Origin of the sequence: Streptomyces sp. 13-12-16 (assembly GCF_002114215.1) — a bacterium.
Classification (GTDB): Bacteria; Actinomycetota; Actinomycetes; order Streptomycetales; family Streptomycetaceae; genus Streptomyces.
Map to the genome: position 1 here is coordinate 1 of NZ_NCTE01000667.1, position 5,381 is coordinate 5,381.

Genomic DNA, 5,381 nt, shown 5'->3' on the forward strand with positions numbered 1-5,381 from the left:
CTGGTGGGCGGCGTACTGGCGTGGCGGCGCGCGCCGTTCGCGGTGGTCGTCCTCGGGGCGGCGGCCACGACGGCGGTGCTGCGGGGCATGGGGGTCGGGTAGCCGCCCCCCATGCCGAGCGGGCACGGAGGCCACACAGCCACCCCGGGACCGAACAGGCACGGAAGCCGCACAACCACCCCCGGCCCGAGCAGACACGGAAGCCGCACAACCACCCCCGGCCCGAGCAGACACGGAAGCCGCACAACCACCCCCGGCCCGAGCAGACACGGAAGCCGCACAACCACCCCCGGCCCGAGCAGTCCCCCGACCGGGCGGACGCAGAAGCCGCACACCCCCGTCCCGAGCGGACACCGCGGTGCGCCCGGTGTGTGCTCGCCCGGCCGCGGAGAGCGCGGGGCCGGTTCCGCCCCCGTGCCCCGGAGCTGTCGGTGGTGGCGAGTAGGGTCACCGCCCATGACCGCCACCGACGCCGATCACGTAGTCGCCACCCGCACCTTCTACGACGCCATCGCCGAGGACTACGCCGCCCTGTTCCGCGACCAACTCGCGGTGAGACCGCTGGACCGGGCGCTGCTGGCCGGTTTCGCCGAACTGGTCGGTGAGGGCGGCCGGGTGGCCGACCTGGGGTGCGGCCCCGGAGTGGTGACCGCGCACCTCGCCTCCCTCGGCCTCTCCGTCTTCGGCCTCGACCTGTCGGAGGGGATGCTCGCGATCGCCCGCCGCGAGAACCCCGGCCTGCGCTTCGAGCAGGGCTCGATGCGGCACCTGGACCTGCCCGACGGTGCCCTCGGCGGCGTGGTCTCCTGGTACTCCACCATCCACACCCCGCAGGAGGAACTTCCCGCCGTCTACGCCGAGTTCCGCCGGGTCCTGGCGCCCGGGGGCCATCTGCTGCTCGCGTTCCAGTGCGGCGACGAGCCCCGCCGCCACGAGCACCCCTGGGGTCACCCGGTCGCCCTCGACTTCCGGCGCATGCGGCCCGAACGCGTCACCCCGCTCCTGGAGGCGGCCGGTTTCGTCCTCGTCCAGCAGACGGTGCGCGCGGCCGACACGGACCGGGGCGAGTCGACCCCCCAGGCGCTCCTGATCGCCCGTGCGGCACGGTGACCTAACCGCCGTACAGCCCCTCCACCTCCGCCGCGAAGTCCCGCAGGATCTCCTCGCGCCGCAGCTTCATCGACGGGGTCAGGTGGCCCGCCTCCTCGGTGAAGTCCACCGGGAGGACGGTGAAGCGGCGGATCGACTCCGGGCGGGAGAGCATCTTGTTGGCCTCGTCGATCGCGCGCTGGAGGATCGCGTACAACTCCTCGTCGTCGAGGACGAGTTCCGGCGGGACCGGGTGCTTGCCGTTCATGCGGCGCCAGTGGGTGATGCCGGCGGGATCGAGGGTGATCAGGGCGGAGACGTAGGGGCGGTTGTCGCCGACCACCATGACCTGGGAGATCAACGGGTGTGAGCGGAGCCAGTTCTCCAGCGGGGCCGGGGCGACGCTCTTGCCGCCGGAGGTGATGATCAGCTCCTTCTTGCGGCCCGTGATGGTCAGGTAGCCCTCGTCGTCCAGTTCGCCGAGGTCACCGGTGTGCAGCCAGCCGTCGGGCGCGGCGGGCACGACCCCGCCCGCCTGCGGGTCCCAGTAACCGCGCAGCACGTGGTCGCCGCCGACCAGGATCTCGCCGTCCGCCGCTATGCGGATCCGCGTCCCCGGCAGTGGCCAGCCCACCGTGCCCAGGCGGGGTTTCAGCGGGGGTGTCACCGTCGAGGCGCCGGTGGTCTCCGTCAGGCCGTAGCCCTCGAAGACCTCGATGCCGGCACCGGCGTAGAACGCGGCGAGGCGGGGGCCGAGCGGGGAGCCGCCGCAGATGGCGTAACGCACCCTGCCGCCCATGGCGTTGCGGATCTTGCGGTAGACCAGCGGGTCGTAGAAGGCGCGGGCCGTCTTCAGGGAGCGGGACGGGCCGGCCCCCGTCCCCGTCTGGCGGGCCTCGACGGCCTCGCCGTACCGGCGGGCCACCGACTCCGCGCGGTCGAAGGCCGAGAGCCGTCCGCCCGCCTCCGCCTTCGCCCGGGCGGTGTTGAAGACCTTCTCCAGCATGTACGGGATGGTCAGCAGGCAGGTGGGCCGGAAGCTCGCCAGGTCGGGCAGCAGGTCCGCGGGTGCCAGGCTCGGCGCGTGGCCGAGGCGCACCCGGGCGCGCACACAGGCGACGGCGACCATCCGGCCGAAGACGTGGGACATCGGCAGGAAGAGGAGGACGGAGGCGTCTTCGCCGGTCCGGGCCTTGAAGACGGGGTAGAGCAGTTCGATGGCGTTGTCCACCTCGGCGAAGAAGTTGCCGTGGGTGAGGGCGCAGCCCTTGGGGCGGCCGGTGGTGCCCGAGGTGTAGACGAGGGTGGCGAGGGTGTCGGGGCCCAGGACGCCGCGGCGCACCTCCACTTCCTGGTCGGGTACGCGCGCACCGGCTTCCGCGAGCGCGTCGACGTGGCCCTTCTCCACGACCCACACCCGCCGCAGGTCGGGGAGGTGCGCGAGCTCGGGGCCGAGGGCGGCGGCCTGGCCCGCGGTCTCCGTGACCAGGGCGACCGCGCCGGAGTCGTGGAGGATCCAGCGGGCCTGGAAGGCGGAGGAGGTCGGGTAGACGGGGACGGTGACCAGTCCGGCGGCCCACGCGGCGAAGTCGAGCACCGTCCACTCGTAGACGGTGCGGGCCATGACGGCGATCCGGTCGCCCGGCGTCAGCCCCTCGGAGATCAGTCCCTTCGCGACGGCCAGGACCTCGGCGGCGAATCGCCGCGCCGTCACGTCCCGCCAACTGCCGTCCGCCGTCTTCCGGCTGAGCACCGCCTCGTCCGGCGCCGTGCTCGCGTTCTCGAACGGCAGGTCGGCGAGCGATCCGTGCCGCACCTGCCGGGCGAACGGCGGTACGGACGCTTCCCGTACGACGCCGTCCAGCCGCCGGATCTCCGGCTCGACCAGGACGGGTGCTCCGTAGACGTCGTCGTCGAGAGCGGAGGAAGAGGCGGTGGACACGGGCGGCTCCTGGGACGTGCAGGGGGAACTGCGTGATGCCACGACGTACGTGCCTCGCACGCCGAGGCGCTCACCGGTGGCCGTCGGGGAAAGGGGTCACCACCGGTCGGTGCGGAGATCGTACGGCCCTGACGTGGAAGGTCTGTGCGGGTCCGGGGATGGTCCCGGGCCGGGGGTGTGCAATGTTGCGGGTTACGTGAGGGTCACTCACGTACGCTCCAGGATCGCCGTCACGCCCTGGCCGCCCGCCGCGCAGATCGAGATCAACCCGCGTGCGGGGACGTCCCGTTCGGCGAGGAGCTTCGCCAGGGTCGCCACGATGCGGGCACCGGTGGCGGCGAAGGGGTGGCCGGTGGCCAGGGACGAGCCCGCCACGTTCAGCCGCGCGCGGTCGACGGGTGCCAGGCCCCGCTTCTCCCAGGCGGCCAGCGTGGCCAGCACCTGGGACGCGAACGCCTCGTGCACCTCGATCAGGTCGAAGTCCGCCATGCCGAGACCGGCCCGCTCCAGCATGCGCGGGACCGCGTGGGCGGGCGCCATCAGCAGGCCGTCCTCGCCGTCGGCGACGTCCCCGTGCACGAAGTCCACGGCGGCCGTCTCGTACGCGGTCAGGTAGGCGAGGGGTTCCAGGCCCCGCTCCGCCGCCCACTCCTCGCTCGCCAGCAGCACCAGCGCGGCACCGTCGGTGAGCGGGGTCGAATTGCCCGCCGTCATGGTGGGGTCGGGGCCGTCGAGGCCGAACACCGGCTTCAGCGCGGCCAGTTTCTCCACCGTCGAACCGGGCCGCAGGTTCTGGTCGCGGGCCAGGCCCCGGAAGGGCACCACGAGGTCCTGGAACAGACCGCGTTCGTACGCCGCCGCCAGCCGCTGGTGACTGGTCACCGCCAGTTCGTCCTGGTCCTCGCGGGTGATGCCCCAGGCGCGTGCGGTGACCGCGGCGTGCTCGCCCATGGACAGCCCCGTGCGCGGTTCGGCGTTGCGCGGGATGTCGGGGACGAGGTGGCCGGGGCGCACCTTCGCCAGGGCCTTCAGCCGGCCTCCGAGGGTCTTCGCCCGCCGTGCCTCCAGCAGCACCTTGCGCAGGTCGTCGTTGACGCCGAGGGGCGCGTCGCTCGCGGTGTCGGCGCCGCCGGCGATCGCGGCCTCCGTCTGGCCGAGGGCGATCTTGTTGGCGGCGGCGACGACCGCCTGGAGCCCGGTGCCGCAGGCCTGCTGGATGTCGTAGGCGGGGGTGCGGGCGTCGAGCGCCGAGCCGAGGACGGTCTCGCGGGCGAGGTTGAAGTCGCGGCTGTGCTTGAGGACCGCCCCGGCGACCAGCTCCCCCACCGCGCCCGGTGCCCGCAGTCCGTACCGCTCCACGAGTCCGTCCAGCGCGGCGGTGAGCATCTCCTGGTTGGAGGCGGTGGCGTAGGGGCCGTCGGAGCGGGCGAAGGGGACGCGGCTGCCGCCGACGACCGCGACGCGCCGGACGGCGGAAGGCCCCGGGGGGCTCGGCTCGATGGTGCTCATCTCGACCTGCTCCTCACTGTGACATACCCTTACCTCCGGTAACCTTACTCCAGAGTAAGCAAAGCGAGACCACACCGGGAGTCCCCCATGGCCGACCGCTATCTGAGCTTCACCGGCACCGCGCCCGGCCGCTTCCTCACGCGCCGCCTGGGACTCCCCCGGCCGGCGCCGCTGCGGCGCTGGTCACCGGAGCGGCCGGACCTGGACGGCGGCCTGCTCCACCTCACGGCCGGCACGTCCGGCCTCGGCCTCGCACCCGTCCTCGCCCGCACCGGACTCGCCCCCGACGACGCCACGGGCCGGCCCGCCGCCGTCGTCCTGGACGCCAGCGGGGTACGGGACGTCGAAGGCCTCGCCGAGGTGCACGCGGCCCTGCACCCCGTCGTACGGTCCCTCGCCACGAGCGGCCGGATCGTGGTGCTCGGCGCACCGCTCGACCCCGCCGACCACCATCAGGCCGCCGCCCAGCAGGCACTGGAGGGCTTCACCCGCTCCCTCGGCAAGGAGACCGGCCGGGGCGTCACCGTGAACCTGGTCCGCCTCACCGACGCCCCCGCCGCCGAGTCCACCCTCCGCTTCCTGCTCTCCCCCAGGTCGGCCTACGTCAGCGGCCAGGTGATCGGCGTCGGCACGCACGCGTCCCCCGCCCCCTACGACGTGGACCGTCCCCTGTCCGGCCGTACCGCCCTGGTGACCGGCGCCGCGCGCGGCATCGGCGAGGCGGTCGCCGAGACGCTGGCCCGGGACGGCGCCGAGGTGGTCGTCCTCGACGTGCCGGGGGCCGAGGCGGACGCCCGGCGCGTCGCCGGACGGCTCGGCGGGAGGGCGCTCCCCCTCGACA

4 protein-coding genes and 1 pseudogene are annotated in these 5,381 nt (G+C 73.9%); 3 read left to right on the top strand and 2 right to left on the bottom strand.

All coding sequences use genetic code 11. The annotated features are described in order from the left end of the window. Positions 1–102, top strand: a pseudogene (locus B7767_RS48335) (AzlD domain-containing protein); the annotation flags it as partial. 354 nt (positions 103–456) lie between these two features. Continuing rightward, a complete protein-coding gene (locus tag B7767_RS25560; protein ID WP_085574254.1) occupies positions 457–1,110 on the top strand; it encodes a class I SAM-dependent methyltransferase in 654 nt (217 codons plus the stop codon). A 1-nt stretch (position 1,111) separates the two neighbouring features. Here B7767_RS25560 and B7767_RS25565 read toward each other — a convergent pair whose 3' ends face one another. Together B7767_RS25565 and B7767_RS25570 are read right to left on the bottom strand one after the other, a co-directional pair. Continuing rightward, on the bottom strand, positions 1,112–3,031 hold the full coding sequence (locus B7767_RS25565; RefSeq protein WP_085574255.1) for a long-chain fatty acid--CoA ligase: 1,920 nt from the start codon (positions 3,029–3,031) through the stop codon (positions 1,112–1,114). Positions 3,032–3,238: 207 nt separating this feature from the next. Beyond that, positions 3,239–4,540, bottom strand: a complete 1,302-nt coding sequence (locus B7767_RS25570; RefSeq protein ID WP_085574256.1) for an acetyl-CoA C-acetyltransferase — start codon at positions 4,538–4,540, stop codon at positions 3,239–3,241. Between the two features lie 87 nt (positions 4,541–4,627). On the opposite strand from B7767_RS25570, the gene B7767_RS25575 reads away from it, so the two are divergent. Beyond that, positions 4,628–5,381, top strand: a 754-nt coding sequence (locus B7767_RS25575) for an SDR family oxidoreductase (protein WP_143652637.1), incomplete at its 3' end; no start/stop codon positions are given.